The following is a 24,718-nucleotide window of genomic DNA, read 5'->3' on the forward strand; positions in this document are numbered from 1 at the left end:
CCCGCACGCAGCGAGGCAAGCAAACCCGCCGCCCGGCCGCCAACCCATGACCACCGCGGGAAGCATCATGACCCCCGACACCGCCAGGAAGGCCCCGACAGCTCACAGGAACCTGAAGAGGACGGACGACGACGGCACCCAAGGCAAGCCCGGTAGCCCCCACCGCGGCAGCCCGCACGCAGCGAGGCAAGCAAACCCGCCGCCCGGCCGCCAACCCATGACCACCGCGGGAAGCATCATGACCCCCGACACCGCCAGGAAGGCCCCGCGGCGGCCCGCAGGCGGCGAGGCAATCGAGCCCGCCGTCAGGCCGCCGGCCCATGGCCGCGGCTCACGAGCGCCGGAACAGCCGTCGGAGTCCGAAGAAGGCGGCGACGGCACCCAGGGCGAGGGCGCCGAGCTTGATGGTGCCGTTGGAGTTCCCGCCGCCGTCGCTTCCGGAGGCCGAGGAACTCCCGCTCCCCGAGGACGACTTGGAGCCGCTGTCACCGGGCGCGTCCTGCGCCTCCACCTCGCTGGCGGTGCCCTCCATGCCGAGAAGGATCTTGGTCCCGTCCGGGGAGTAGGAGACGGACTCCCCCTGGCCGAGGGGCACGCTGATCCGCCCCTGCTTCTTGATGTCGCCGCCGTTCCAGTCGTACCAGACACCGCCGAAGTACCCGCGTACGACGAGCTGTTGCCCGTCGGGCGAGAACGCGGCGTCGGTGGCCCACAGATCGACGGCCTTGACGGGCTTGAAGACGTTCGTCCCGGAGGAGGAGAGGGTGGTGGGGCCCGCGTAGAGGTGCCCGCCGTCCTCGTGCTTGTCGATGATGTAGACGCGCCCGGTCTTCGGATGGACGACCATCGACTCGGCGTCGCGCGAGCCGTCGGTGTACTTCACGACGTACTGGGTGGCCTTGACCGACTGGTCCTCGAGGACCTTCGGCTCGGGCAGCTTGTAGATCCACACGTAGGGCCAGGTGACCCCGTCGTTGTCGCCGATGTCGCCGACCCAGATCTGGTTGTCGGGTCCGATGGAGATGGCCTCGACGTCCCGTGGGGTGCCCACGCCGATCATGGTGATCCTGGCGACGGTCTTTCCGGTGGCGCTGTCGACGGCGTACAGGTACGCGCCGGTGTCCTGGTCGTTGTGGGTCCAGTAGATCCCCGGGTGCTGCCGCGAGGCGGCGAGCCCGCTGGACTCGGTGATCCGGGGGTCGCTGATGGTGAAGCTTTCATCCCCCTTCCCGTCCCCGTCGGCGGCGGAGGCGGGCAGGGTGAAGGCCCCCACGAGCAGGATCCCGGCGAGCAGGGCGAAGGGTCGACGCATGCCCCCAAGCCTGCCATCCGGCTCCGCCGGGCGGGCCGGGCGGGCGGAGCCGGCCCCGGCGCGTGGCCATCTTCACAGCACCGGGTTGCCCGAGATCTATTACCCGCCGGTAAGAATCACCGATGATGAGCGCATGCTGCGATTCATGCCGGTCGGCGACTCCATGACGATCGGGAGCACGGGCGAGCACACCTGGCGCTATCGGATGTGGCAGCACCTGCGCGACACATACGGCGGCCCCTTCGCCCTCGTGGGCCCGCGCGAGACGCTGTACGACAAGGCGGCCGACGCCCCGACGTCGTACGCGTACGCCGATCCCGACTTCCCCCGGGCCCACCTGGCCGGCTGGGGCGAGGGCTGGCTGCACATGGCCCCGCTGATCGGCGAGGCGGTACGGGCCCACCACGCGGACGTGCTCCTGGTGTCTCTGGGCCTGATCGACCTGGGCTTCTACACGAACGCGGAACAGACGGCGGAGAACCTCCGCGCCTTCGTCGCCGGGGCCCGCGGAGCCAACCCCCGGATCCGGATGGTCGTACTCCCGGTGATCCCCAACGTCCGGGCGGAGTCGGACGCGCCCTTCGCGACGGAGGTCACCCGCTTCAACGAGCTTCTGGCCAAGGCGATCGCGGACCTCGACGAGCCCCGGTCCCCGCTGCTGCCGGCGTCGCCCCCGTCGTCGTACGACATCAACCACGACACCTACGACGGCACCCACCCGAACGCGAGCGGCGAACACAAGATCGCGGCGGCCTTCGCGGAGGCCATGTACCAGGCGTGGGGCCTCGGCGCGCCCTACCACTCCGGCTGACCCGGCACCCGGCGCCCCACGTCCACGCGCCCGCACGCCCGCACCCCACACCCTCCCGTACGAACGGGGTGGGGGCGGGGTGCGGGGGCCGGTCCGCGCTGTCATCGCGGTCACTTCGGGTCGGCGTGGAACTTCGCGGTCGACCAGCGGTAGCCGAGGACCGCGAGGCCGAGGCACCAGGCGACGGCGAGCCAGCCGTTGTGGCCGATCTCGGTGCCGAGGAGGAGGCCGCGCAGGGTCTCGATGGCCGGGGTGAAGGGCTGGTACTCGGCGATCGGCCGGAACCAGCCCGGCATCGCGTCGACCGGGACGAAGGCGCTGGAGATGAGCGGCAGGAAGATCAACGGCATGGCGTTGTTGCTCGCGGCCTCGGCGTTCGGGCTGATCAGGCCCATGCCGACCGCGATCCAGGTCAGCGCCGTGGCGAAGAGCACGAGCAGTCCGAAGGCCGCGAGCCACTCCAGGGCGGTGGCGTCGGTGGAGCGGAAGCCGATGGCCACGCCGACCGCTCCGACCAGGACCACGCTGAGGACCGACTGGAGCACACTGCCGACGACGTGCCCGACGAGCACCGAACCCCGGTGGATCGCCATCGTCCGGAAGCGGGCGATGATGCCCTCGGTCATGTCGTTGGAGACGGAGACCGCGGTGCCGATCGTGGTGGAGCCGATGGTCATCAGCAGCAGGCCCGGGACGAGATACGCGATGTAGTCGGAGCGGTCGCCGCCGCCGATGCCCGCGCTCATGGTGTCGCCGAAGATGTAGACGAAGAGCAGCAACAGCATGATCGGCGTGAGCAGCAGGTTCAGGGTGAGCGAGGGATAGCGCCGGGCGTGCAGGAGATTGCGGCGCAGCATCGTGGACGAGTCGCGTACGGCGAGGGCGAGGGTGCTCATCGGACGGTCTCCTTGGTCTGGTCGGTGAGGTCGGCGCCGCCGGTCAGGGCGAAGAACACGTCGTCGAGGTCGGGGGTGTGCACGGTCAGTTCGTCGGCCTCGATGCCGGCGGAGTCGAGCCGGCCGAGGAGGGCGCGCAGCTCGGACTGGCCGCCTCCGCAAGGGAGTTGCAGGGCGAGGGCCTCGTCGTCCCGGGAGACCTCGCGCAGTGCGCGGGCGGCGCCGCGGTAGGCGTCCGGGTCGGAGAAGCGCAGCCGTACGTGCCCGCCGGGGACGAGCCGCTTGAGCTCCTCGGCGCTGCCCTCGGCGACGATCCTGCCGTCATTCAACACCGCGATGCGGTCGGCGAGTTCGTCCGCCTCCTCCAGGTACTGCGTGGTGAGGAAGACGGTGACTCCGCCGGCGACCAGTTCCCTGATGATCTGCCACATGGTGTGCCGGGAGCGGGGGTCGAGGCCGGTGGTGGGCTCGTCGAGGAAGATGATCCGCGGGCTGCCGACCAGGGTCATGGCGATGTCGAGGCGGCGCTTCATACCGCCGGAGTAGGTGGAGGCGGGCTTCTTCGCCGCCGCGGTGAGGTCGAAGCGCTCCAGGAGTTCGGCGGCGACCCGCCGGCCCTCGCCGCGCGGGAGGTGGTGGAGGTCGGCCATGAGGAGCATGTTCTCCTCGCCGGTGATCAGGCCGTCCACCGCGGAGAACTGGCCGGTGACACCGATCGAGGCCCGTACCGCCTGGGCCTCGGCGACGAGGTCGTGGCCGCCCACCCGGGCCTGTCCGGCGTCGGCGGAGATCAGCGTGGAGAGGATCTTGACGACGGTGGTCTTGCCGGCGCCGTTCGGCCCGAGGAGGGAGAAGATCGTGCCGGCCGGCACCTGGATGTCGATGCCGTCGAGGACGGTCTTGTCACCGTAGGACTTGCGCAGCCCGTTCGCCGCGATGGCCAGGTCGGTCATGGTGGGTGCTCCTTGGAAGGCTGCGGGTCAGAGGCTGCGGGCGGTGATGTCGCCGTGGGTGGTGGTGGCGCGGATGGTCAGGGCGGCGGCGGAACCCTCGGTGTTCTTGAGGGAGTTGTGGACGCGGCCGTAGGAGGTGCCGGCGTCCAGGGAGGCGGAGGCGGCGGTGGCGAGGGCGATGTCGCCCTTCTTCGTGCTCAGTACGACCGCGCCGGTGACGGCCTCCTTGACGGTGATGTCGCCGCGCTGGGTGCTGATCTCGGCGGGTCCGGAAAGACGGCCGACGGTGACGTCACCATCGGCGACGGTCAGGCGCAGACTCGCGGCCTCGTCGATCTTGACCGCTCCGTGGGCGCCCTCGAAGACGATGTCGCCGAGGCGTCCGACGGCCCGGAACCCGGCGGCGGCGGCCCTGGCCTCGACGCGGGAGCCGGCGGGCAGCTGGACGGTGATCTCGACGGCGCCGGAGGGTCCGAAGTACTGGTTCTTGGCGGCCGGGGCGGTGATCCGCAGGACACCGTCGTCGCCGTGGGTGACATGGAACTGCTCGGCGGCCTTGGTGTCGCGGCTCTTGGCGGGGTCGGCGGGCCGGATCTCGACGGTGGCGTCGGCGCGGTCGGCGGCGATGACCTGGACGCGCCCGGCGGGCAGGTCGATGACGGCGGTGACGGGGGCGGTGGTGTCGAACTTCTGCATCAGGTGCTCCTGCGTTCGTCGCTGTTTCCGATGAACGAAAAGCTACGTTGCATTCACAATCTCGGCAACACCTTAGTTGCGCATAATCGCTATCACCACAGGTAGTTGCAGTAGTTTCATTGCAACAGCCCTGAAAGTAACGCAACGTCAGTCACCCGCTCGTTGCAATAGATCCGAGGTGAACGCTATGCTGCGGGCACCAGGAACCACGAAGGAGACCGCGATGCCGGGAGGCAGGCTCACCCAGCAGGAACGTCAGCAGATCGCGCTGGGAGTGGCCGACGGCCTCGCCTACGCGGAGATCGCCCGCCGCCTCGAGCGCCCCACCTCGACCATCACCCGCGAGGTCATGCGCAACGGCGGCCCCAACGGCTACCGCGCCGACCTCGCCCACCGCGCCACCGAACGCCGGGCCCACCGCCGCCGCCAGACCACGCCCCGCGCGCCGGGGACACCCGAACTCGCGCACGGACGCGACCCCGAGGCGGTGCGCGAGTACGAGGAGACGTTCACGACCGTCCTCATGCAGGCGGGTACGCCCAAGATGATGGCGAGGGTGCTGACCTGCCTCTACACCACCGACAACGGCAGCATGACCGCCGCCGAACTCGTCGAGCGCCTCCAGGTCAGCCCGGCGTCCATCTCCAAGGCCATCAGCTTCCTGGAGAGCCAGGGCCTGGTGCGCCGCGAACGCGACGAACGCCGCCGTGAGCGCTATGTCTCCGACGACGACGTCTGGTACCAGTCCATGATCGCCAGCGCCCGCGGCACCACCGAGCTCGCCGAGACCGCGCGACAGGGCGTGGGCGTCCTCGGCCCCGGCACCCCGGCCGCCGTCCGCCTCGAGAACATCTCCCGCTTCCTCGACTTCATCTCCGAGAGCATCATCCGCGCCGCCGACCAGGCCCGTGACGTCCTCTACACCCAGCCCGAGCAGACTCCCGACGCCCCGGACTGAGCTCGCTCAACTCCGCTCGTACGCACGCCCGATGACCTGGACGAGGAAGTCCGCGCAGGGCCGGACGCCGGACCGCAGCCCGTCGTCCCACCGCTCCTCCACGTCCCCGAGGTAGACGGCCCGGGCGTGGGCGAGCACGGCCCGGTGCCCGGACGGCAGCCGCTCGACGGCCCAGTCGGCGGCGGCGTCCTTGGAACGGATGGTGTCCGTGGCGAGCGTGGTCCAGATGCGGGCGAAGGTGAGCAGGACGTTGCGGGTGTCGTGGTCCAGGTCCGCCATGAGCTGCGGAACCCCGGCGACGATCGCGCGCCTGAGGTCCACGAGCGGTACGGGGTCGAGGAGTTGGGCGGGCGAAGGCCCGTACAGGGCGGTGTCCCCGGCCAGGGTCATGGTGAGCAGGGGTGCGAGATCGGGGGTGGACCCGGGCTCGGGAAGGACACCCCGCTCGTACTCCTCGCGCAGCCACTCTCCGTACAGGAAGTCGCAGACGGGCGGGTACCGCCAGGGCCGTACCTCGTCCTGCACGACGACGATCAGCTCGACGGGCCGGACCCCCGGAGCGCCGGACACTTGCATCAACTCCCGTACCAAGACCCGGCGTTCATCCTCGGTCAGCGACCTCCGTACGACGACCAGCACGTCGATGTCACTGTGCGGACGCAGCCCGGCGAGGACGGCGGAGCCGTGGAGGCAGACGCCGAGGATGTTGTCGCCGAGGGTGCGGTGGAGGAGGGGGACGAGGTGAGCGGCGCCGTGGTCCTCCGACATGACATGTCCCTCCGTGTCCTGGTCACCGTGCGTATCGTTGTACCGCGCGGCTGCACTCGTCCCTGGGGCAGCCGGGGAGGAGCGCCACGATGACCGTCCTTGAAGACAGGATCGCGATGGCCGAGAGCGACAACACGAGCACGCTCGACGAGATGTTCGAGCGGCTCGAGACGATGCCCGTCCCCGAGGGATACAAGGTCGAGATCGTTGAGGGGACCGTCTACATGTCGCCGCAGCGGGACACCCACTGGGAGATCATCCTGGATCTCGTCGAGCAGTTGCGGACCAAGTACCCGCGCAAGCGCGTGAAGTCCGACGTGCGCATCGACTACCCGGGACACCTCAACGGATTCGCGACCGACGTGACGGTGATGGCCGAAGGGGCCGCGAAGGCGGAGGGCGGCCACTGGTCCTACGAGGACGTCGAGTTCGTCGCCGAGGTGATCTCCAAGGGCACCGCGGCCAATGACTACGGCCCGAAGAAGGCCGCGTACGCCACGGCGGAAGTCCCCGTCTACGTCATCGCGGATCCGTATCAAGGGCGGTGCCACGTCTACACCGACCCCAAGGGCAGCGACTACGAGGTCGAGACCAGGGTGCCCTTCGGCAAGGACCTCGACCTCACCGGCACCGTCGTCGGCCTCGTCCTGAAAACCGACGACTTCCCCCGCGACTGACTGACACAATCCGCCGCATGGCGATCATCCACCACACCACGCTCAAGCCCACCAAGCTGGAACTGCTCACCACCTGGCTGCCCACCCGCCCCTGGTACGCCGGTTCCGCCACACCCGAGTTGACCAAGGCCGGCGGCTTCCGGCTGGACGACCCGGAGGGCGAGGTGGGGATCGAGTTCATGGTGGCCGTCGACTCCTCCGGCCCCGAACCCGTCGCCTATCTGGCCCCCCTCACCTACCGTGCCGCCCCGCTCCCCGGCGCGGACCACGCCCTCGTCGGCACCATGGAACACGGCGTCCTGGGCCCCCGCTGGACCTACGACGGCAGCCACGACCCGGTCCTGCGCGCCGAACTCCTCGCCCTGTTCGAGGGCCGCGCCCAGGCCATGGCCCAGAGCATCAGCGACACCCCGGACGACGAAGTCACCCACGCCTACACGGGCCCCGGCCTGCCCACCGGCTCCGCCGAGGTCACCGACGACCAGGACGGCACCGCTCTCTCCCTCCCGGACGGCACGGTCCTGCGCCTGCACCGGCGCCTGCGAGCCACGGCCCCCGAGGGCGCGACCGGCCAGGTCTCCGGCGCCTGGGACGCACCGGACGGCACCCGCGCCCGAGCGGTGTTCGCGAGCCTGCACACCCCCTGACACGGGGGATGTCACAGCGGAGGCGGCTGTCTCGTCCCGAGAGGTGCAGGCAAGCCTCGATCAAGGAGTGGACGATGAACCTCGCGCTGTGGATCGCCGCCGGACTGCTGGCCACGGTGGCCCTGACCGGTGGTGTCACCAAGACCTTCGTGCCCCGGGAGAAGCTGGCCGCGGTGCACGGCGGAGGCTGGACGGGGGAGGTCAGTACGGCCTTCGTCAAGGGCCTCGGCGTCCTCGAACTCCTCGCCGCGGCAGGCCTGGTCCTGTCCGCCGCGCTCGACATCGCGCCGGTCCTGGTCCCCGTGACCGCAGTCTGCTGGATCCTCCTGATGATCGGCGCGATGATCACCCACGGCCGCCGCGGCGAGTCGGCGCTCGTCGCGCTGAACGTGGCCTACCTGGCCCTCGCGGTGTTCATCGCGTGGGGCCGCTTCGGCCCCGAGTCCTTCACCGGCTGACCCACGACGACCGCTGACCCGCGACGACCGAGGCACAGGGATGACCAGGACCGAGGAGTTCCAGGAGCTACGACCGCTGCTGTTCTCGATCGCCTACCGGATCCTCGGCAGTGTCGGCGAGGCCGAGGACGCGGTCCAGGAGACCTGGCTGCGCTACGAGTCCACCGAGACCGAGCCCAGGTCGGTGAAGGCGTACCTGTCGACCACGGTGACGCGGATCGCGATCGACGTGCTGCGCTCGGCGCGCGTCCGCCGTGAGCAGTACGTCGGCGACTGGCTTCCCGAGCCGCTCCTCGACGACCCTTACGACGACCCCGCGCGGGCGGCGGAACTGGCCGATTCGGTCTCGATGGCGGCCCTGTTGCTCCTTGAGCGGCTCAGCCCGGCGGAGCGCGCGGTGTTCGTCCTGCGGGAGGTCTTCGACTTCGGCTTCCCCGAGGTCGCGTCGGCGGTGGGCCGCTCCGAGCAGGCCTGCCGTCAACTCGCGTCGCGGGCCCGGCGGCACATGGCGGCGGGCCGCCCCCGCTTCGAGGCGGACCGGGAGGAGCGGACGGAACTGGCGTCCCGCTTCTTCGACGCCCTCCGCGAGGGTGACGTCGACGGGCTCCAGGGCCTCCTCGCCGCCGACGTCTCGGTGGTCGGCGACGGCGGCGGCAAGGCGCCCCAGCTGGCGAGGGCGGTCGTCGGCGCGTCGAACGTGGCCCGGCTGCTCGGCTCGGTCTACCCGAGGATGGCCCGGATCGAGGTGACCTTCGAGGCGCAGGAGCTCAACGGCCAACCGGGCGCGGTCTTCTACGACCGCGCCGGCAACGTCCTCCACACCCTGGCCCTCGACGTCCGCGACGGCCGTATCCACGCGATCCGCACGGTGATCAACCCCGACAAGCTCCGCCACCTGGGCCCGGTGGCGGACGCGTGGGCGATCGACCGGGAGGTCCGGTCGAGCCGCCCGTGAGCCATGAACGTCACCCCGAGCGCCGGCCGATTCCAGGGGGGCGGGCCACGGAGACCGTCAGAACATCGTGTTGTCGTTGGCCGAGGTGGCCGGCACGTCCTGGATCACGTCCCAGTGCTCCACGATCTTCCCGCCCACCACCCGGAACAGGTCCACGATCGCCTGTCCCCGCTCCCCCGGCGCCGGGATGTAGTGGCTGTGGACGGCCACGAGGTCGCCCTCGGCGATGACCCGCTTCGGCTCCACCCTCAGCTGCGGCACCGCCTTGAAGTACGCCCCGAGCCCGGCCTTCACCCCGGACAACCCGTTCGCGATGGCCGGGTTGTGCTGCTCGTACCCGGGCGCCCAGTAGCGGTCGAGCGCGGACAGGTCCTTCTTCAGGAACAGCTCGTCGAAGGCGGCGACCACCAACTTCTTGTTGTACGCGGTGAGGAAACCGGGGCCGGGCTGCGAGGTCCGCGGCCAACTCACCGTGGAGAACATGTCGTTGCCGTTGGCGGTGGTGTCCGGCACGTTCTGCCCGACGTCCCAGTGCTCGGCGATCTTCCCGCCCTGGAAGCGGAAGATGTCGAAGACAGCGGTCCCCCGGGTCCCCGGCGTCATCACCACGTTGGAGTGCACCAGCACGAGATCACCCTCGGAGATCACCCGCTGGACGCGGTACTCGGCGTCCGGGAACTGCTGGTGCACGATCGTGCCGAGGTTCTTCAGCGTCTCGGCGCCGTCGGGCGCGAGGGGGTTGTGCTGGATGTAGTCGGGCCGTACGAAACGGTCCACCACCTGGGTGTCGCCCCGCTCGAACACCCCCTTGAGCACCTGGACGGCGACGGCCTTCTGGTAGCCGAGGCGGGCGGAGTCGCCGTAGCCGGCCTGCACGAAAGGAGCGGCGTGCGGCGTAGCCACGGCCGGTACGGCGGCGGCACCGAGGAGCGCGGCGGAGGCGACGAGGGCGGCGAGGGTCCTGCGGACGGGCGTGGTGGGGGGCACGGGATCTCCTGAGGCTTATATTGAAACTTCAAGCTCACACGCCCCACAGGAAAGCACTAACTCGTAGTTAGCGTCAAGGTTCCTTGCCTAGAGCGCACTCCACGTCGTTGGCTAGGGGGTCATGAAGTACACGCAGCTCGGACGCACCGGACTCAAGGTCAGCCGCCTGGTCCTCGGCACGATGAACTTCGGACCGCAGACGGACGAGGCCGACAGCCACGCGATCATGGACGCGGCGCTGGACGCCGGCATCAACTTCTTCGACACCGCCAACGTGTACGGCTGGGGCGAGAACAAGGGCCGTACCGAGGAGATCATCGGCAACTGGTTCGCGAAGAGCGCCGCCCACCGCGACCGGACCGTCCTCGCCACCAAGGTCTACGGCAACATGGCCGCGGACGGCGAGGCCTGGCCCAACCACGACAAGCTCTCGGCGCTGAACATCCGCCGTGCCGTGGACGCCTCGCTCAAGCGGCTCCAGACCGACCACATCGACGTCTACCAGTTCCACCACGTCGACCGCGCCACCCCCTTCGAGGAGATCTGGCAGGCGATCGACACCCTCGTCCAGCAGGGCAAGATCCTCTACGTCGGGTCCTCCAACTTCCCCGGCTACAAGATCGCCCAGGCCAACGAGGTCGCCGCGAGGCGGGGCGGCACCATCGGCCTGGTCAGCGAGCAGTGCCTCTACAACCTCGCCGAGCGGCGCGCCGAGATGGAGGTCATCCCGGCCGCCCAGGAGTACGGCCTCGGCGTGATCCCCTGGTCCCCGCTGCACGGTGGTCTGCTCGGCGGGGTCATCAAGAAGGAGGCCAAGGGCGGCCGCCGCGCCTCAGGCCGTGCCGCCGACACCCTCGCCGACCCGGCGAAGCGGGCCCAGATCCAGTCGTACGAGGACCTGCTGGAGAAGCACGGTCTGGAGCCCGGCGAAGCGGCCCTGGCCTGGCTGCTGACCCGCCCCGGCGTCACGGGCCCGATCGTCGGCCCGCGTACGGCGGAGCAGCTGGCGTCGGCGATCAGGGCCGTCGAGCTGGAGCTGAGCGAGGAGGTCCTGGCGGGCCTGGACGAGATCTTCCCGGGGCCGGGGCCGTCCCCGGAGGCCTTCGCCTGGTAGGAGCGCCCCGCAGGGGCGCGGGGCGGAGTCGATTTGGGGCTCCGCCCCGCGGGCGCGACCAGCCACGACGGCGCGACAGCCGAAAGACGGGCCGCAGTTCCCCCTACCTGCCGAGCACCGCAGCCAACGCCACAACAACGAACATCATCACCAGCACACCGGCCATGATCCGGTTCCGTGTCTTCGGGTCCACGCATCGAGCCTAACCGGCCCCGCCCAGCGCCCAACGGCCGACCACCTCGTAGCGGGGCTGCTCCCCCGGCACCCCCGACTTCGGCAGATTGCTCCGGACCAGCGCCAGCTCGTCCACGCTCCAGGTCCGGCTCACAAACCGGTCGAGCACCTCCCGATACGGCGCCACATCCACCGCCGCCCGACTCCGCGCCACCGTCAGATGCGCCTTGTACCGCCTGTGCTCCCCCGCCAGACCCGCCTTCCGCCCAGCCGCCTCCGCCCGATCGGCGAGCAACCTCAGCTCCGTCACTCCGCCGGAGGCCCCCGCCCACAGCGCCCGCCCGTGCCCGAACTGCCCACCACCGCGCACGGCCAGCGGGAAACAAGGGGTCCGCCGAGCCGCCCGCTCCAGCCGCTCCGACAGCTCCGGTACGACGTCGTCGTCGACCTCGCCGTAGAACGCGAGCGTGAAGTGCCACCCCGGGACACCGGTCCAGCGCAGCCCCTCCGCGCCGGGCAGCTTCCTCAACTCGGCGACCACGGCGGCCAGTTCCTCGGTGACTTCCTGCGGGGGCAGCACCGCGGCGAAGAGTCTCATGGGAGTCAGCCTGTCACCATGAGGGCATGGAGATCAGCATCAGGGACGGCGGCCCCGACGACATACCCGTGATCCTCGGCATGCTCGACAGCTGTGTGGAGTGGCTGGTCGCGCAGGGCCGTCCGGGCCAGTGGGGGACGAAGCCGCTGTCGGGGAGCCCGAGGACCGTGGAGTCCGTCGCCCGGTACATCGACGAGGGCAGGGTGTTCGTCGCCGAGGCCGACGGCGTACCGGCCGCGACCCTGACGATCACCGACGCGCCCGGCGCCTACCTGGCCCATCTCCCGTCGCCCGGCGAGCCCGAGCGGTACATCCACTGGCTCGCTTCAGACCGCCGCTTCAAGGGCCACGGCGTCGGCAGCGCCCTCCTCGCGCACGCCGCCGAGGAGACCCGGCGCGCGGGCGTCGCCCTGCTGCGGGTGGACTGCTACGCGGGCGACGACCGCAAGCTGGTCGCCTACTACGAGGCCAACGGCTTCACCCCGACGGACACGTACACCGCCGGGGCGAACAACGACTGGCCGGGCCAGGTGCTGGCCATGCGCGTACGGCCCTAGCCGTGGCGCTCACGCCGCCGCGGCCAGCCGCTCCCGCGTCTCGCGCGGCACGAACCGGACGTGCGGGTGGCCGCGGTTCCAGCCGACCGACAGCCGCAGGTTGCCGACACGGGCCAGGACCAGGCCGATCGTCACGGCCGCCACCGCGGCGATCGCACCGCCCACCGCGAGGCCGGCGCGGACGCCGTACGCGTCGGTGATCCAGCCGGCGATCGGCGCGCCGATCGGGGAGCCGCCCATGAACACCATCATGTACAGGGCCATCACGCGGCCCCGCATGGCCGGGTCGGTGCCCATCTGGACGCTGGTGTTCGCCGTGACGTTGACCGTCATGCCGAACATCCCGATCGGGGCCATGAGCAGGGCGAACAGCCACAGCGAGGGGGCGATCGCGGCCACGATCTCCAGCGTGCCGAAGGCCACCGCGCCCACGACGAGGACCCGCATCTTGGCGGTGCCGCGCCGGGCCGCGAGCAGGGCGCCGGCCAGGGAGCCGACCGCCATCACCGTGTTGAAGAGGCTGTAGGAGCCCGCGCCCGCGTGGAAGACGTCGTCGGCGAAGGCGGACAGGTAGACGGGGAAGTTGAAGCCGAAGGTGGACACGAACCCGACCAGGACGATGGTCCAGATCAGCTCCGGCCGCCCGGCCACGTACCGCAGGCCCTCCCGCAGCTGGCCCTTGCCGCGCGGGGCGCGTTCGACGACGTGCAGCTCACGTGCCCGCATCATCAGCAGGCCGACGAGCGGGGCGACGAAGGAGAGGCCGTTGGCGAGGAACGCCCAGCCCGTGCCCACGCCGGTGATCATGACGCCCGCGACGGCGGGGCCGATCAGGCGGGCCGACTGGAAGTTCGCGGAGTTCAGGCTGACCGCGTTCTGCAGCTGGTCGGGGCCAACCATCTCGGAGACGAAGGACTGGCGGGCCGGGTTGTCGACGACGGTCGCGAGACCTGCGGCGAAGGCGGCGAGGTAGACGTGCCAGACCTGGACGTGGCCGGTCAGGGTGAGGACGGCGAGCGCGAGGCCGGTGATGCCCATCGCGGACTGGGTGAACAGCAGCGCGCGGCGCTTGGACAGCCGGTCGACGAGGACACCGCCGTAGAGGCCGAAGAGCAGCATCGGCAGGAACTGCAGGGCCGTCGTGACGCCGACGGCGGTGGCGGAGCCGGTGAGGCTGAGCACCAGCCAGTCCTGGGCGATGCGTTGCATCCAGGTGCCGATGTTCGAGACGACCTGGCCGAGGAAGAACAGGCGGTAGTTCCTGACCTTCAGCGAGCTGAACATGGATGACGTGCGGGGCGCAGCGGTAGAAGGGATCGGTGCGGGGGCGGAGTGTGCTCCGGGTCCCGTACTCAAAGTGCGTTCGCCTCCTCTTCGTGGCTTACAGGTGTGCGAGTTTCTCCAGCACGGGGGCGGCGGCGCGCAGTTTCGCCCACTCGTCCTCGTCGAGGCCGTCGACCAGGGTGGCCAGGAAGGCGTTCCGCTTGGCGCGGGACTCGGCGAGCATGGTCTCGGCCTGCTCGGTCTTCGTGACGACCTTCTGGCGCCGGTCCTCGGGGTGCGGCTCCAGCCGGACGAGTCCCTTGGCCTCGAGGAGCGCCACGATGCGGGTCATCGACGGCGGCTGGACGTGCTCCTTGCGGGCGAGTTCACCCGGGGTGGCCTTGCCGCAGAGGGAGAGGGTGCCCAGCACCGACATCTCGGTGGGGCTGAGCAACTCGTCGACCCGCTGGTGCTTGAGCCGACGGGACAGTCGCATCACGGCTGATCGCAGGGAGTTCACGGCGGCAGCGTCGTCGCCATGGGTTAGGTCCGGCATCTCTTTAGCGTAACTCATTACTCTCGCTAAACAAGCTGGCGCGCACGGGGATTCCCGTGACTCCGGCCACTGAAACCCGATCTTCACCCATACGAGTGAGTCGGCGGCGGAACGTGAACGCCGCTCACCGCGGGCGGCGACCCTCGTCTCCATGGGGACCAGCGTGCTCAGCCTGCGGATAGACGGGGAGCTGCTCGAGCGGCTCCGCGACCATGCGGCCAAAAGGGGGATGAGCGTCCAGGACTATGTGATCCGAACGCTCATCCGGGACGACTTCGACGAGCGGTTCCAGAGCGCCGTCGACGAGACCGAGAAGTTCTACGGGGTGACGTGAGAGCGGGTCACGTGAGACCCAGCGCCGGCATCAGGTAGTAGAAGCCGAACACCGCGGCCACGACGTACATCGGAACCGGGACCTCCCGGCCCCGTCCGGCCGCCAGGCGCAGCACCACGAACGTGATGAAGCCCATGCCGATGCCGTTGGTGATGGAGTAGGTGAACGGCATCATCACCATCGTGATGAAGGCCGGGATGGCGATGGTCCAGTCGGCCCAGTCGATGTCCGTGACCGAGTTGGCGAGGATCATGAAGCCCACCGCGAGCAGCGCGGGGGTCGCGGCCTGCGACGGGACCATCGTGGCGACGGGCGTCAGGAAGAGGGCCACGGTGAAGAGGCCGCCGGTCACCACGTTCGCGAAGCCGGTGCGGGCGCCCTCACCGACGCCGGCCGTGGACTCCACGAAGGCCGTGGTGGCGGACGAGGAGCTGGCGCCGCCCGCGGCGACCGCGAGGCCGTCCACGAAGAGGACCTTGTTGATGCCGGGCATCTGACCCTGCGCGTCGGTGAGCTTGGCCTCGTCGGAGACGCCCATGATCGTGCCCATCGCGTCGAAGAAGCACGACAACAGGACCGTGAAGACGAAGAGGATGCCGGTCAGCACGCCGACCTTGCCGAAGCCGCCGAAGAGGCTGACCTTGCCGAGCAGGCCGAAGTCGGGGGTGGCGACCGGGTTGCCGGGCCACTTCGGGGCCGTGAGTCCCCAGGACGGGACCTTGGCGACGGCCTCGATGATCATCGCCACGACGGTCATCGTGACGATCGAGATCAGGATCGCGCCGGAGACCTTGCGGACGATGAGCGCGAGGGTGAGCAGGGTGCCCAGGATGAAGACGAGGACAGGCCAGCCGTTGAGGTGGCCGTCGCCGCCGAGCTGGAGCGGGACGGTGGTCTGGGCGACATCCGGGATGCGGGAGACGAAGCCGGAGTCCACGAGCCCGATCAGCATGATGAACAGGCCGATACCGATGGAGATCGCCTTGCGCAGGCCGAAGGGCACCGCGTTCATCACGCGCTCGCGCAGGCCGGTGGCGACCAGCAGCATCACGATGAAGCCCGCCAGGACCACCATGCCCATCGCGTCCGGCCAGGACATCCGGGGCGCGAGCTGGAGCGCGACGACCGAGTTCACTCCGAGGCCGGCCGCCAGCGCGATCGGGACGTTGCCGACCACGCCCATGAGGAGGGTGGTGAAGGCCGCGGTGACGGCGGTCGCGGTGACCAGCTGGCCGTTGTCCAGGTGATGGCCGTACATGTCCTTGGCGCTGCCGAGGATGATCGGGTTCAGCACGATGATGTAGGCCATCGCGAAGAACGTGGCGAAGCCGCCCCGGATCTCCCGAGGCAGGCTGCTGCCTCTCTCGGAGATCTTGAAGTAGCGGTCGAGGGCGGTCGGCATTGGATGTTCCTACGAGCAGAAGTGGACAGACACAAACTGTTTCAGTATGAACGTATAAGGCCGGTGGAGCCATCTCCGCGCGTAGATGTGATCGCCTCGTAAGCTGTCACCCATGGCCGGCTTTTTTTCGGGACCCATCAAGCACGAGGCTCCGGAGCCCCTGGAGGGCCCCGTGGTCGCCACCGTCACCGGGGGCACGATCCTCTGGTTCGTGCTCTTCCTCGTGCAGCTGCCCTTCTATGGCTGGTTCGCGGACCACGACCACACCTGGTGGCTGTGGACCTGCCTGGCCGGGGGCGTGCTCGGGCTGTACGGCACCTGGTACGTCCGCAAGCGCGACGCGGCGATCAGGAAGGCGGCCGGCCCGGACTCCGCGGCCGCCCCTGCTGCCGAGTGACGAGCACCCCCTAGTACCACGGCATCACTCGCCCGTTCCCGTCTCCTCCCCAGGTCGGAACTTCCGGTCACTCGGCGGGTGAAGCCGCATAACCGCACGTACCGTCGAATGCATGACGCACACCGACGCGGGCGCCGAACTCGACCGCACAACGGCCCGGCCCCCGGCGGTGACCGGGCTGACCGCCGCCGAGGTCGCCGAGCGGGTGACGCGGGGCCAGGTCAACGACGTTCCGGTGCGCAGCAGCCGGACCCTGGCGGAGATCGTCCGGGCGAACGTCGTCACCCGGTTCAACGCGATCATCGGTGTGCTCTGGCTGGTCATGCTGTTCGTCGCGCCGTTCCAGGACAGCCTGTTCGGGTACGTCATCCTCGCCAACACCGGGATCGGCATCATCCAGGAGTGGCGGGCGAAGAAGACCCTGGACTCGCTCGCGGTGATCGGCGAGGCCCGGCCGACCGTACGGCGGGACGGGACCGCGACCGCGGTCAGCACCTCGGAGATCGTCCTCGACGACCTCCTCGAGATCGGGCCCGGCGACAAGGCCGTGGTCGACGGGGTGGTCGTGGAGGCCGACAGCCTGGAGATCGACGAGTCCCTGCTGACCGGCGAGGCCGACCCGGTGGTGAAGCGGCCCGGCGACCAGGTGATGTCCGGGAGCTTCGTGGTCGCCGGCGGCGGCGCCTTCAGGGCGACCAAGGTGGGCCGCGAGGCCTACGCCGCCCAACTCGCCGAGGAGGCATCCCGGTTCACCCTGGTCCACTCCGAACTGCGCTCCGGCATCTCCACGATCCTCAAGTACGTGACGTGGATGATGGTCCCGACCGCGATCGGCCTGGTCGTCAGCCAGCTGTTCGTGAAGGACAACGACCTGAAGGACTCCATCGCCCGGACGGTCGGCGGAATCGTGCCCATGGTCCCGGAAGGGCTCGTCCTCCTGACCTCGGTCGCCTTCGCCATCGGTGTCATCCGGCTTGGCCGGAAACAGGCCCTCGTCCAGGAACTCCCGGCCATCGAGGGCCTCGCCCGCGTCGACACGGTCGCCCTCGACAAGACCGGCACGCTCACCGAGGGCGGCATGGACGTCACCGGGCTCAGGCCGCTGCAGGGCGCCGACGAGTCGTACGTACGCAAGGTCCTGGGCGCCCTCGGCGAGTCGGACCCGCGGCCGAACGCCTCCCTCCAGGCGATCATCGACGCCTACCCGGACGTCGAGGAATGGCGCTGCACCGAGTCGCTCCCCTTCTCCTCCGCCCGCAAGTACAGCGGGGCCACCTTCAGCGAGGGCGACGGCCAGTCCAGTACCTGGCTGCTGGGGGCGCCGGACGTGCTCCTGGCCCCCGACGACCCCGCCCTCGCCGAGACCGGGCGGCTCAACGAGCAGGGCCTCAGGGTGCTGCTGCTGGCCCACGCCTCCCGTGAACTCGACGATCCCGAGGTCGCCCGGGGAGCACGGCCGACCGCCCTCCTCGTACTCGAACAGCGGCTGCGCCCCGACGCGGCCGACACCTTGCGGTACTTCGCCGAACAGGACGTCCGCGCCAAGGTCATCTCCGGGGACAACGCGGTGTCGGTCGGGGCGGTGGCGGCCAAGCTGGGGCTGAACGGCAGCACGGTGGACGCGCGTGAGCTGCCCGCCGACCCGGACGGGATGGCGAAGGCGCTCGACGAGGGCACGGTGTTCGGGCGGGTCACCCCGCAGCAGAAGCGGGACATGGTGGGAGCCCTGCAGTCGCGCGGGCACACGGTCGCGATGACCGGCGACGGGGTCAACGACGTGCTCGCCCTGAAGGACGCCGACATCGGGGTCGCGATGGGCTCCGGGTCCGAGGCCACGCGGGCGGTCGCGCAGATCGTGCTGCTCGACAACAGCTTCGCGGCGCTGCCGTCCGTCGTCGCCGAGGGGCGACGGGTCATCGGCAACATCACCCGGGTCGCGACGCTGTTCCTGGTGAAGACCGTCTACTCGGTGCTGCTGGCCGTCCTCGTGGTGTGCTGGCAGGTCGAATACCCCTTCCTGCCACGGCACCTGACCCTGCTGTCGACGCTGACGATCGGCGTCCCGGCCTTCTTCCTGGCCCTCGCGCCCAACACGGAACGCGCGCGACCGCACTTCGTGCGGCGGGTGATGCGGTACTCGATCCCGGGCGGGGTGGTGGCGGCGGTCGCGACCTTCGTCACGTATCTGATCGCACGTCACCACTACACGGGTGCGGGGTCGTTGGACGCGGAGACCAGCGCGGCGACCCTGACCCTGTTCCTGATCTCGATGTGGGTGCTGGCGATCATCGCCCGCCCGTACACCTGGTGGCGTCTCGCGCTGGTCGCGGCGATGGGCCTCGGGTTCGTGCTGGTCCTCGCGGTGCCTTGGCTGCAGGACTTCTTCGCGCTGAAGCTGGTCGGCGTGACGATGCCGTGGATGGCCGTCGGCATCTCGGTGGTGGCGGCGGCCGTCCTGGAACTCCTGTGGAGGTGGATCGACCGCCGCGGTTCCGCTTAGCGCCGGCTTCAGCCGAGAAGGAGCCGCCGTGTATCGAGTGCGGCGCCGTCTCGACCGGTCGCGCCCGCGGGGCGGAGCCCCTGTCGACTCCGCCCCGCGCCCCTAAGGGCATGGACTACTGGACGTCGACGAAGTCGCCCGCCGCGCTCACGGACGACGTCGTCGTCGTGCCGGCGAAGCTGTAGCGGTAGTAGCCGTCGGCCGTCGCCGTGGTCGTCGTCTTCAGAGCGCCCGTGGACGTCGTCTTGATGGTCTTGATGGTCGTGTAGGTGCTGCTGCCCTTCTTGCGGAACTGGAGCTTCACCGGCTGCGTCGAGTAGCCCGCGTACGTGTTGGTGTCCCAGTTCGCGCGGGCGAGCTTGCCCGTGACGGTGATGGTCTTGCCCTTCTTCACCGGCTCCGGGGAGGCGTCGGTGGTGAGGGTGGCCTTGCGCTGGAGGTGGGTGGTGCCGAGGTCGCCCTGCCAGGTGAGGCCGTCGTCGGCGTTGACCGCGAGGGCGCCGAGCTTCCAGGTGCCCGCCTCGGTGCTGATCAGGTCGCCGGTCTCGTCGGTGCCCTTCGGGCGGAACTGAATCTTCGCGGAGCACTTCAGCACCGTCGAGGAGGATGCCGTGCAGGTGCCCGCGTCGTCACCGAGGAGCATGTCGTCGGAGTTCTCGCTGAGCGTGGCACCGCGGTACAGGACGGGCCCGGTCTGGAAGGAACTCGCGCTCAGGTTCGCGGGCTTGGTCACGGTGTAGGTCGCCGAGACCGTGACCGTCGTCGTCGATCCGACCACGATGTTCTTGCCGCTGTTGACCTTCAGGTTGGAGAAGGTGACGGCGGGCCCGCCCGTGGCGGCCGAGGCGGACGGCACGGCGAGGGCGGAGAGTGCCACGGCGCCGGAGGCGACGAGGACGAGGGCGCGTATGCGCATGTGCGTTCCCCATGAGGAGAGAAGGATCTCGGAGTCTGCTGACTCACTGCGTAGATCCGTGACTCAGGGGACTGGTTGTACGGGTGGGGCATTATTTTGACCGCACATGCGCAACGCTTTACTTCTCTTCGACCTACTTGACGTCGACGAAGTCACCCGCGGCGTTGACCGCCGGGGTGGTGGAGGTGCCCGCGAAGCTCCAGCGGAAGAAGCCGTCGACCGTGGCCTTGACCGTGGTCTTCAGATCGCCCTTGGTGTTGGTCTTGACGGTCTTGACGGTGGTGTAGGTGTTGGAGTCCTTCTTCCGGAACTGCAGCTTCGCCGGCTGGGTCGAGTAACCGGCGTAGGTGCGGGTCTCCCAGTTGGCGCGCGTCAGCTTGCCGGTGACGGTGATGGTCTTGCCCTTCTTCACCGGCTCGGGGGAGGCGTTGACCGTGAGCTTGGAGAGGCGCTGGACCCTGTGGGTGCCGTAGAAGTCGTTCCAGTAGATGCTGCCGGCCTCGTCGTTGGCGAGAACACCCGCGGTGACGTGCCAGGTGCCGGCCAGCGAGTTCATGTACAGGTCGCTGCCCGGGACGGCCGTGACGGTGAGCTTGCAGGTCGAGGTCGTGGCGTTGACCGCGGTGCAGGAGGCGACCTCCTCGTTCGGCGGGAGCAGGCCGTCGATGTGGTCGAGGTCCTTGCCGTGCCACAGGTCGATGTAGGCGTCCAGGATGCCGGCGGAGTGGCTGGCGGTCAGGGACACGGTGAACTTCTTGGCGGCCGTCGTTCCGACGACGACGTCCTTGGCACCGTTGATCGTCACCTTGGAGACGACCGGCAGCTCCTCGTCGGCCGCGGCGGCGGTGCTCATCGCCGCACGGGAGACACCGAAGCGCTCGGCGGCGGTGGTCTTGTCGAAACCTCCGTCGGCGGCCTGCGAGGCCGGCACGGCGAGGGCGGAGAGAGCCAGGGCGCCGGAGACGGCGGCCACGGTGGCACGAATACGCATGTGTTCCCCACGTGAGATCAGTGAGTCTGTGTGACTCGTCTGATCAGATAAACGAGTGGGGCGAAAGGTTGCACGACTGGTAAGAGTTTTGTGTGAGCATCTTCTACACCCTCTCCCGCTACCCGAAGGACGGCGATTCCCTCGACTCGACCGTCGACGTCACCGCGGCCGGCGGTCAGGCCTGGGCGGACCTCCTGGCGACCCCGCTGGAACAGCTGGTCAACGTCTATCCCCTGACCCGGGAACACACCGAACAAGTCCGGGAGTTGACCGGCATCACGCTCGACCTGGAGAACTACGAGTACTTCCTGGAGCCGGGGTGGGACCCTTCCGCATGAGAGTCTCCGTCTCCCGTTTCCCGAAGGACGGCGAGTTCCTCGACTCGTCCGTCGATGTCACCGCGGTCGGCGTGGACGTCCTCGCGGATCTCGTGGGGATCGCTCCCGCCGAGATCGTCGGCGATGTGCCGCTGACCGAGGAACACGCCGAGCGCGTCCGGCAGTTGACCGGCATCACGCTCGACGTGGAGAACTACGACTACTTCCTCGACCCCCACGCCGACTGAGCCGCTCAGTCGAACCAGCGGTCCCGCGCCAGTTCCTCCGTGCGGGTCGGGTCCTCCAGGAGCGCCGCCACCTCGAAGCGCCGGGGCCACTGACGGGCCGCCCAGGCGAGGCCCGCGGCCACGCCCTCCAGGGTGGCCGCGTGCAGGACACCGTCGTTGGTGAGGCGCCAGTCGATCTCCACGCCGTCGACGACCAGTTCCTCGTGTTCGACGTAGGAGGACGGGGTGCCCGAGCCCAGCAGGATCCGTACCGACTCCGGGACCTCGTGCTCCGTGCCCTCGGAGTCCACCGAACCCGTCACCGACTCGCTCAGGCGGCGGACCTGGAAGAGTTCGGCCAACTCCCCCGCCCGCGAAGGCCGGACGGGGAGAAGGGGTACGCCCTGTGTGAAGGGGAGCAGGTCGGGCGAGTCGACGACCACCGCGTCGGCCGCGTCCACGACCTCGACCCGGCCGTCGGTGACGGCCCGCAGCTCGTCGGGCAGGGTGACCTGTTCGGGGTCCAGGTCGGCCAACGCGCTGTAGAGGGCGTGCAGTTGGCCGGACGACACCGGCCGCTCCGGGTCGGCCAGCCGGTCGAGGAGCTCGGCGGCGCCCCCCGGCTCCTCCAGCAGCGCGGCCACCGACGTCCGTACGCCCAGCGCCCGCAGGACCTGCTCGTCGTCGAACCCGGTCGCGTCCGCCTCGTCGTACAGGCCGCGGAGCAGGGGGTCTCCCCCGGCCGCCAGCAGGCCGGCGGGGCGGCGGCCGTCGAGCACCGGGTTCCCGCGCAACCACCAGGCGGTGTACGGCCGTACGACCTCGTGTGTGCCGTCCGGCAGGAGGATGCGGACCTGCTGGGTGAGGGCGTCCCTCAGCGGGGGCCGGGCGAGCAGGGCGAGGGCCTGGGGCCACTTGTCCTCGTCGACCAGGTCGAGATCGCGTACGGCGACCAGTTCGGTGGCGACCGGCGGTACCGGTGTGTCCGGGAAGCGGTCGAGGATGTCCTCGCACCACACGTCCACGGCGTCGAGGAGTCCGGCGTCGTCCGGCTGCGCGAAGTCGCCCTCGCGCGGCTCCAGTTCGTCGGGGTCGAGGACCACGTCCGTGGCCCGGACCAGGGCGAAGTCGGCGAGCACCCCGCAGGCGGCCAGGGGCTGTTCGCCCCACTTCCCGGCCAGCTCGGCATCCACGTAGGCGAGTTCGTCCTCGCGCATGACCTGCGCGAACGGGCTGCCGGGGAGGACGAGTTCACCGGCGGGGACCAGTTCCCCCTCCTCGTCGGGCAGGGCGAGCGCGCCCAGCCACGGCTCGTCGCCGGGCTCCAGACCCGCGTCCCGGACGAGCGCGAGGACGGTGTCGGCCAACTCCTCGGCGTCCGGGGTGTCCTCCTCCCAGCTCAGGCCCCCGTCGTCGTCCAGGGAGGCGGCCACGGCGGCCCGTACCTGGGGCGTGGTGAGCACCGCGCGCGGCGTCGCGGGCAGCGCGCCCAGCTTCTCCAGGAGCGGATGGGCGGCGTCCGGGTGGGCGACCTTGAGGCCGAGCCGGGCCAGGATCTCGGCGTCGATCGCGGGCCCGTCCGAGGTGGGCAGCAGCACCTGCCGGGGCCCCACGGTCGTACGCCCGTCGGCGAGCGGTACCGGAAGCCCGGACAGCCGGTCGGGGTCGACGCCCGCGAGACTGTCGTAGAGCCGCTGCCACCACTCCGGTTCCTTCTCCAGGCCCGCGAGCCGGTCGACGGCCTCGGTCAGCGGGACCCTGGCGACACCCAGCGTCCGCAGCTCCACGCGCCGTTCGAGACCGGCGGGCAGCAGCGTGGGCAGCACCTCGGCGAGCACCCGTACCGTGTCGGCGCCCGCGCCCTCGACGACCTCGGCCTCACGGGGGCGCAGGGCCTCGGGCAGTTCCGAGTCGTCGCCCGGCTCAAGTGCGGGCGGGAGAAACGCAGTGCGCGGGAGGCGGTCCAGGATCGCCTGCCGCAGCGCCCCGTCCAGCTCGCCCTTGCCCAGCGGGCCGGGCACCAGCGCGATGATCCCCTCGCTCACCGGACGCCAGCCGGCGAGGAGTTCGGCGTACACGTCCGCCGCGCGCTGCACGAGGAAGTCGGTGAGCGCGCCGGGCGCCGCGTGCCGGCGGGTGGTGTCCAGCGGGAACGACGCGATGAGCAGCGCGGGCACGCCGAGCGGTTCGTCGCTGGGCGTCGGGGCGTGCACGACGGGGCTGGTGCGGGGGTGGGCGGGGGTGCCGTCAGTGTCGGCGGGCACGGCCCAGGTGAGCGACCAGTGCGGCCGCAGCCGCTCCTCGACGGGCCGGCCGGCTAGGAGTTCGGGGGTGAGCGGCCCGTGCGCGGACGCCGTACGCCACCGGGTCGTACCGTCTCGCGAGTCCTCCACGACGGTGAGGCCGTCCTCGGTGCGGCGGCTGATCGTGCGGATCGTGTCCGTCTCGATCACGACCTCCTCGAGCCCGGGGAGGGCGAGGAGGAGGGCGTCGTCGACGGCGTCGAGGAGCCGCTCGGCGAGGTCGGCGGCGGCGGTGTCGCGCAGCGGGAGGATGACGACGGTGTCGTACGGGTCGGGCGCGCTGCCCTCGGCGGCGAACGGGAGCCGCAGCAGCGGGACATGGCCGTCGCGGCGGCGGATCTCGTCGCCGAGGCCCGGGCTGTGGCGGGCAGTGTCGGCGGCGTGGTCGCGGGCCTCGGCGAGGGACCAGCGGACCCCGCCGTGGCGGCCGACGACGGCGGGCTCGTCGGTGACGGCGAGCACGGCGGCGAAGCCGACGCCGAAGCGGCCGATCGAGCCGTCCGCGTTGTCGCGCTTGGCGGAGGCGCGCAGCGTGGAGAGAGACTCGACACCGGCCGCGTCCAGCGGGGCGCCGGTGTTGGCGGCGAACAGGACGCCTTCGCGGAGGGTGAGCCGCAGCCTTCCCGCCACGCCCGCCCTGGCCGCCGCGTCGGCCGCGTTCTGCGCGAGTTCGACGACGAGCCGGTCCCGGTAGCCGCCGAGGACGAGGTCCTCCTCGGCGTTGGCGTCCTCCCGGAACCGGGCGGGGCTGGTGGCCCAGGCGTCCAGCACGCCTCGCCTGAGGCGGGCGGTCCCGAACGGGTCGGCACCCTCGGCTGCGGGCCGCACGAACTTGCTCACGTTCACACTCTCCTCGTCGGCGTGACGATGAAGGTACCGCGACGAGCGGAGAGGGAAACTCCGCCCCTGCGGCCCCGGGTCGGGTCACCGTGGGGAACCCGATTGCCGCGA

26 protein-coding genes are annotated in these 24,718 nt (G+C 70.3%); 13 read left to right on the forward strand and 13 right to left on the reverse strand.

The window, feature by feature from the left end:
- Positions 1–331: 331 nt before the first annotated feature.
- Positions 332–1,312, reverse strand: a complete 981-nt coding sequence (locus ABZT06_RS23375) for a WD40 repeat domain-containing protein (protein WP_355744010.1) — start codon at positions 1,310–1,312, stop codon at positions 332–334.
- Positions 1,313–1,445: 133 nt separating this feature from the next.
- Here ABZT06_RS23375 and ABZT06_RS23380 point away from each other — a divergent pair, with 133 nt between their 5' ends.
- Complete coding sequence (locus tag ABZT06_RS23380) at positions 1,446–2,123, forward strand: SGNH/GDSL hydrolase family protein (RefSeq protein WP_355744013.1); 678 nt, start codon at positions 1,446–1,448, stop codon at positions 2,121–2,123.
- Positions 2,124–2,233: 110 nt separating this feature from the next.
- Here the strand turns inward: ABZT06_RS23380 and ABZT06_RS23385 are convergent, their stop codons facing one another.
- From ABZT06_RS23385 to ABZT06_RS23395, 3 genes are read right to left on the reverse strand one after another with little or no spacing between them, the layout of a single operon-like run.
- The gene (locus ABZT06_RS23385; RefSeq protein ID WP_355744016.1) at positions 2,234–3,019 is read right to left on the reverse strand and encodes an ABC transporter permease; all 786 of its coding nucleotides are present in this window, start codon (positions 3,017–3,019) and stop codon (positions 2,234–2,236) included.
- On the reverse strand, positions 3,016–3,972 hold the full coding sequence (locus ABZT06_RS23390; RefSeq protein WP_355744019.1) for an ATP-binding cassette domain-containing protein: 957 nt from the start codon (positions 3,970–3,972) through the stop codon (positions 3,016–3,018). The genes ABZT06_RS23385 and ABZT06_RS23390 overlap by 4 nt, the downstream gene beginning before the upstream one ends.
- A gap of 27 nt (positions 3,973–3,999) precedes the next feature.
- Positions 4,000–4,668: a DUF4097 family beta strand repeat-containing protein gene (locus ABZT06_RS23395; RefSeq protein ID WP_355744022.1), complete on the reverse strand. Its 669-nt coding sequence runs from the start codon at positions 4,666–4,668 to the stop codon at positions 4,000–4,002.
- Between the two features lie 223 nt (positions 4,669–4,891).
- Here ABZT06_RS23395 and ABZT06_RS23400 point away from each other — a divergent pair, with 223 nt between their 5' ends.
- On the forward strand, positions 4,892–5,626 hold the full coding sequence (locus ABZT06_RS23400) for a helix-turn-helix domain-containing protein (protein WP_355744024.1): 735 nt from the start codon (positions 4,892–4,894) through the stop codon (positions 5,624–5,626).
- Positions 5,627–5,632: 6 nt separating this feature from the next.
- Here the strand turns inward: ABZT06_RS23400 and ABZT06_RS23405 are convergent, their stop codons facing one another.
- Positions 5,633–6,394 carry an aminoglycoside adenylyltransferase family protein gene (locus ABZT06_RS23405; protein WP_355744027.1) on the reverse strand — a complete coding sequence of 254 codons (762 nt, stop codon included), beginning with the start codon at positions 6,392–6,394 and terminating at the stop codon, positions 5,633–5,635.
- Positions 6,395–6,483: 89 nt separating this feature from the next.
- Between ABZT06_RS23405 and ABZT06_RS23410 the strand changes: the two genes are divergently transcribed.
- The 4 genes from ABZT06_RS23410 (at position 6,484) to ABZT06_RS23425 (ending at position 9,131) form a co-directional block, all read left to right on the forward strand.
- On the forward strand, positions 6,484–7,071 hold the full coding sequence (locus ABZT06_RS23410) for a Uma2 family endonuclease (protein WP_355744030.1): 588 nt from the start codon (positions 6,484–6,486) through the stop codon (positions 7,069–7,071).
- A 17-nt stretch (positions 7,072–7,088) separates the two neighbouring features.
- The gene (locus ABZT06_RS23415; RefSeq protein ID WP_355744033.1) at positions 7,089–7,718 is read left to right on the forward strand and encodes a 1,4-alpha-glucan branching protein; all 630 of its coding nucleotides are present in this window, start codon (positions 7,089–7,091) and stop codon (positions 7,716–7,718) included.
- Positions 7,719–7,792: 74 nt separating this feature from the next.
- Positions 7,793–8,176, forward strand: a complete 384-nt coding sequence (locus ABZT06_RS23420) for a DoxX family protein (protein ID WP_355744035.1) — start codon at positions 7,793–7,795, stop codon at positions 8,174–8,176.
- 40 nt (positions 8,177–8,216) lie between these two features.
- Positions 8,217–9,131: an RNA polymerase sigma-70 factor gene (locus ABZT06_RS23425; protein WP_355744038.1), complete on the forward strand. Its 915-nt coding sequence runs from the start codon at positions 8,217–8,219 to the stop codon at positions 9,129–9,131.
- A 57-nt stretch (positions 9,132–9,188) separates the two neighbouring features.
- Here ABZT06_RS23425 and ABZT06_RS23430 read toward each other — a convergent pair whose 3' ends face one another.
- Positions 9,189–10,118: a nuclear transport factor 2 family protein gene (locus ABZT06_RS23430; RefSeq protein ID WP_355744041.1), complete on the reverse strand. Its 930-nt coding sequence runs from the start codon at positions 10,116–10,118 to the stop codon at positions 9,189–9,191.
- A gap of 121 nt (positions 10,119–10,239) precedes the next feature.
- Between ABZT06_RS23430 and ABZT06_RS23435 the strand changes: the two genes are divergently transcribed.
- On the forward strand, positions 10,240–11,232 hold the full coding sequence (locus ABZT06_RS23435) for an aldo/keto reductase (protein ID WP_355744043.1): 993 nt from the start codon (positions 10,240–10,242) through the stop codon (positions 11,230–11,232).
- 202 nt (positions 11,233–11,434) lie between these two features.
- On the opposite strand, the gene thpR is transcribed toward ABZT06_RS23435, so the two are convergent.
- Positions 11,435–12,004 carry an RNA 2',3'-cyclic phosphodiesterase gene (thpR, locus tag ABZT06_RS23440; protein ID WP_355744046.1) on the reverse strand — a complete coding sequence of 190 codons (570 nt, stop codon included), beginning with the start codon at positions 12,002–12,004 and terminating at the stop codon, positions 11,435–11,437.
- A gap of 26 nt (positions 12,005–12,030) precedes the next feature.
- On the opposite strand from thpR, the gene ABZT06_RS23445 reads away from it, so the two are divergent.
- The gene (locus tag ABZT06_RS23445) at positions 12,031–12,561 is read left to right on the forward strand and encodes a GNAT family N-acetyltransferase (protein WP_355744049.1); all 531 of its coding nucleotides are present in this window, start codon (positions 12,031–12,033) and stop codon (positions 12,559–12,561) included.
- Between the two features lie 9 nt (positions 12,562–12,570).
- Here ABZT06_RS23445 and ABZT06_RS23450 read toward each other — a convergent pair whose 3' ends face one another.
- On the reverse strand, positions 12,571–13,845 hold the full coding sequence (locus ABZT06_RS23450) for an MFS transporter (RefSeq protein WP_355744052.1): 1,275 nt from the start codon (positions 13,843–13,845) through the stop codon (positions 12,571–12,573).
- A gap of 97 nt (positions 13,846–13,942) precedes the next feature.
- Positions 13,943–14,380, reverse strand: a complete 438-nt coding sequence (locus ABZT06_RS23455; RefSeq protein ID WP_355744055.1) for a MarR family transcriptional regulator — start codon at positions 14,378–14,380, stop codon at positions 13,943–13,945.
- A gap of 151 nt (positions 14,381–14,531) precedes the next feature.
- On the opposite strand from ABZT06_RS23455, the gene ABZT06_RS23460 reads away from it, so the two are divergent.
- Positions 14,532–14,714, forward strand: coding sequence for a hypothetical protein (locus tag ABZT06_RS23460; protein WP_031042922.1), 183 nt, complete (start codon positions 14,532–14,534; stop codon positions 14,712–14,714).
- A gap of 7 nt (positions 14,715–14,721) precedes the next feature.
- On the opposite strand, the gene ABZT06_RS23465 is transcribed toward ABZT06_RS23460, so the two are convergent.
- A complete protein-coding gene (locus ABZT06_RS23465; RefSeq protein ID WP_355744059.1) occupies positions 14,722–16,116 on the reverse strand; it encodes an NCS2 family permease in 1,395 nt (464 codons plus the stop codon).
- Between the two features lie 112 nt (positions 16,117–16,228).
- Here ABZT06_RS23465 and ABZT06_RS23470 point away from each other — a divergent pair, with 112 nt between their 5' ends.
- Complete coding sequence (locus ABZT06_RS23470) at positions 16,229–16,513, forward strand: DUF2530 domain-containing protein (protein ID WP_355744062.1); 285 nt, start codon at positions 16,229–16,231, stop codon at positions 16,511–16,513.
- A gap of 112 nt (positions 16,514–16,625) precedes the next feature.
- Positions 16,626–19,013: a cation-translocating P-type ATPase gene (locus tag ABZT06_RS23475; protein ID WP_355744065.1), complete on the forward strand. Its 2,388-nt coding sequence runs from the start codon at positions 16,626–16,628 to the stop codon at positions 19,011–19,013.
- A gap of 115 nt (positions 19,014–19,128) precedes the next feature.
- Here the strand turns inward: ABZT06_RS23475 and ABZT06_RS23480 are convergent, their stop codons facing one another.
- Both ABZT06_RS23480 and ABZT06_RS23485 read right to left on the reverse strand, forming a co-directional pair.
- Positions 19,129–19,929 (reverse strand): hypothetical protein, encoded by an 801-nt coding sequence (locus ABZT06_RS23480; RefSeq protein ID WP_355744067.1) that lies wholly within the window; start codon positions 19,927–19,929, stop codon positions 19,129–19,131.
- 133 nt (positions 19,930–20,062) lie between these two features.
- Positions 20,063–20,920 (reverse strand): calcium-binding protein, encoded by an 858-nt coding sequence (locus ABZT06_RS23485; protein WP_355744070.1) that lies wholly within the window; start codon positions 20,918–20,920, stop codon positions 20,063–20,065.
- A gap of 92 nt (positions 20,921–21,012) precedes the next feature.
- Between ABZT06_RS23485 and ABZT06_RS23490 the strand changes: the two genes are divergently transcribed.
- Both ABZT06_RS23490 and ABZT06_RS23495 read left to right on the forward strand, forming a co-directional pair.
- Entirely contained in the window at positions 21,013–21,258 is a 246-nt protein-coding gene (locus ABZT06_RS23490) for a hypothetical protein (protein WP_355744073.1), read from the forward strand.
- Positions 21,255–21,485, forward strand: coding sequence for a hypothetical protein (locus ABZT06_RS23495; protein ID WP_355744076.1), 231 nt, complete (start codon positions 21,255–21,257; stop codon positions 21,483–21,485). The genes ABZT06_RS23490 and ABZT06_RS23495 overlap by 4 nt, the downstream gene beginning before the upstream one ends.
- A 5-nt stretch (positions 21,486–21,490) precedes the next feature.
- Here the strand turns inward: ABZT06_RS23495 and ABZT06_RS23500 are convergent, their stop codons facing one another.
- Positions 21,491–24,607, reverse strand: a complete 3,117-nt coding sequence (locus ABZT06_RS23500) for a molecular chaperone Hsp90 (protein ID WP_355744079.1) — start codon at positions 24,605–24,607, stop codon at positions 21,491–21,493.
- Positions 24,608–24,718: the final 111 nt, after the last annotated feature.

Source organism: Streptomyces sp. NPDC005483, from assembly GCF_040606035.1.
Classification (GTDB): domain Bacteria; phylum Actinomycetota; class Actinomycetes; order Streptomycetales; family Streptomycetaceae; genus Streptomyces.

What these genes read in the sequence shown, in the direction of transcription:
- ABZT06_RS23375 (WP_355744010.1), bottom strand. Translation starts at nt 1,312, where the DNA reads ATGCGTCGACCCTTCGCCCTGCTCGCCGGGATCCTGCTCGTGGGGGCC.
- ABZT06_RS23380 (WP_355744013.1), top strand. Translation starts at nt 1,446, where the DNA reads ATGCTGCGATTCATGCCGGTCGGCGACTCCATGACGATCGGGAGCACG.
- ABZT06_RS23385 (WP_355744016.1), bottom strand. Translation starts at nt 3,019, where the DNA reads ATGAGCACCCTCGCCCTCGCCGTACGCGACTCGTCCACGATGCTGCGC.
- ABZT06_RS23390 (WP_355744019.1), bottom strand. Translation starts at nt 3,972, where the DNA reads ATGACCGACCTGGCCATCGCGGCGAACGGGCTGCGCAAGTCCTACGGT.
- ABZT06_RS23395 (WP_355744022.1), bottom strand. Translation starts at nt 4,668, where the DNA reads ATGCAGAAGTTCGACACCACCGCCCCCGTCACCGCCGTCATCGACCTG.
- ABZT06_RS23400 (WP_355744024.1), top strand. Translation starts at nt 4,892, where the DNA reads ATGCCGGGAGGCAGGCTCACCCAGCAGGAACGTCAGCAGATCGCGCTG.
- ABZT06_RS23405 (WP_355744027.1), bottom strand. Translation starts at nt 6,394, where the DNA reads ATGTCGGAGGACCACGGCGCCGCTCACCTCGTCCCCCTCCTCCACCGC.
- ABZT06_RS23410 (WP_355744030.1), top strand. Translation starts at nt 6,484, where the DNA reads ATGACCGTCCTTGAAGACAGGATCGCGATGGCCGAGAGCGACAACACG.
- ABZT06_RS23415 (WP_355744033.1), top strand. Translation starts at nt 7,089, where the DNA reads ATGGCGATCATCCACCACACCACGCTCAAGCCCACCAAGCTGGAACTG.
- ABZT06_RS23420 (WP_355744035.1), top strand. Translation starts at nt 7,793, where the DNA reads ATGAACCTCGCGCTGTGGATCGCCGCCGGACTGCTGGCCACGGTGGCC.
- ABZT06_RS23425 (WP_355744038.1), top strand. Translation starts at nt 8,217, where the DNA reads ATGACCAGGACCGAGGAGTTCCAGGAGCTACGACCGCTGCTGTTCTCG.
- ABZT06_RS23435 (WP_355744043.1), top strand. Translation starts at nt 10,240, where the DNA reads ATGAAGTACACGCAGCTCGGACGCACCGGACTCAAGGTCAGCCGCCTG.
- thpR (WP_355744046.1), bottom strand. Translation starts at nt 12,004, where the DNA reads ATGAGACTCTTCGCCGCGGTGCTGCCCCCGCAGGAAGTCACCGAGGAA.
- ABZT06_RS23445 (WP_355744049.1), top strand. Translation starts at nt 12,031, where the DNA reads ATGGAGATCAGCATCAGGGACGGCGGCCCCGACGACATACCCGTGATC.
- ABZT06_RS23450 (WP_355744052.1), bottom strand. Translation starts at nt 13,845, where the DNA reads ATGTTCAGCTCGCTGAAGGTCAGGAACTACCGCCTGTTCTTCCTCGGC.
- ABZT06_RS23455 (WP_355744055.1), bottom strand. Translation starts at nt 14,380, where the DNA reads ATGCCGGACCTAACCCATGGCGACGACGCTGCCGCCGTGAACTCCCTG.
- ABZT06_RS23460 (WP_031042922.1), top strand. Translation starts at nt 14,532, where the DNA reads ATGGGGACCAGCGTGCTCAGCCTGCGGATAGACGGGGAGCTGCTCGAG.
- ABZT06_RS23465 (WP_355744059.1), bottom strand. Translation starts at nt 16,116, where the DNA reads ATGCCGACCGCCCTCGACCGCTACTTCAAGATCTCCGAGAGAGGCAGC.
- ABZT06_RS23470 (WP_355744062.1), top strand. Translation starts at nt 16,229, where the DNA reads ATGGCCGGCTTTTTTTCGGGACCCATCAAGCACGAGGCTCCGGAGCCC.
- ABZT06_RS23475 (WP_355744065.1), top strand. Translation starts at nt 16,626, where the DNA reads ATGACGCACACCGACGCGGGCGCCGAACTCGACCGCACAACGGCCCGG.
- ABZT06_RS23480 (WP_355744067.1), bottom strand. Translation starts at nt 19,929, where the DNA reads ATGCGCATACGCGCCCTCGTCCTCGTCGCCTCCGGCGCCGTGGCACTC.
- ABZT06_RS23485 (WP_355744070.1), bottom strand. Translation starts at nt 20,920, where the DNA reads ATGCGTATTCGTGCCACCGTGGCCGCCGTCTCCGGCGCCCTGGCTCTC.
- ABZT06_RS23495 (WP_355744076.1), top strand. Translation starts at nt 21,255, where the DNA reads ATGAGAGTCTCCGTCTCCCGTTTCCCGAAGGACGGCGAGTTCCTCGAC.